The organism is Roseovarius sp. YIN77, from assembly GCF_057219155.1.
Genome location: NZ_JBXVVI010000066.1, coordinates 1 through 750, shown reverse-complemented (window position 1 = coordinate 750; position 750 = coordinate 1). Strand labels below are relative to the sequence as shown.

The 750-nt window shown below is 49.5% G+C and carries 1 protein-coding gene; it reads left to right on the top strand.

What is annotated here, in order from left to right:
* The first annotated feature begins 11 nt into the window (after nt 1–11).
* Nucleotides 12–344, top strand: a complete 333-nt coding sequence (locus AC2D8P_RS16650) for an antitermination protein Q (RefSeq protein ID WP_206517385.1) — start codon at nt 12–14, stop codon at nt 342–344.
* The last annotated feature ends 406 nt before the right edge of the window (nt 345–750 follow it).

The following is a 750-nucleotide window of genomic DNA, read 5'->3' as shown; positions in this document are numbered from 1 at the left end:
ATCTACTGCAAGTGCTCGCAACATTCGCTTATGCGGATTATTGCCGTAGTGCCGCGACGCCGGGGGCAAGATGCAGAGATTGCCATGGTACAGGCCGTGCGGTTGATATTGCCAAAACAGAGCTGTGGGGGAGAGTTGTCGAGAAAGAGTGCGGAAGATGCAAAGGCGTCGGCTATTCAAGGATGCCAGCAAGCGCAGCATATCGCGCTGTGACGATGCTAATCCCAAACCTTACCCAACCCACCTGGTCACGCACTGTTAAGCCGCTGTATGACGCTCTGGTGGTGCAATGCCACAAAGAAGAGTCAATCGCAGACAACATTTTGAATGCGGTCACACGTTAGCAGCATGATTGCCACGGATGGCAACATATTAACGGCATGATATTGACTTATTGAATAAAATTGGGTAAATTTGACTCAACGATGGGTTAATTCGCTCGTTGTGGTAGTGAGATGAAAAGAGGCGGCGCTTACTACCGATTCCGCCTAGTTGGTCACTTCGACGTATCGTCTGGAACTCCAACCATCGCAGGCAGAGAGGTCTGCAAAATGCAATCCCGAAACAGTTCGCAGGTAATAGTTAGAGCCTGCATAACGGTTTCGGGATTTTTTATATCTGCACAACAGGTAAGAGCATTGAGTCGATAATCGTGAAGAGTCGGCGAGCCTGGTTAGCCAGTGCTCTTTCCGTTGTGCTGAATTAAGCGAATACCGGAAGCAGAACCGGATCACCAAATGCGTACAGGAT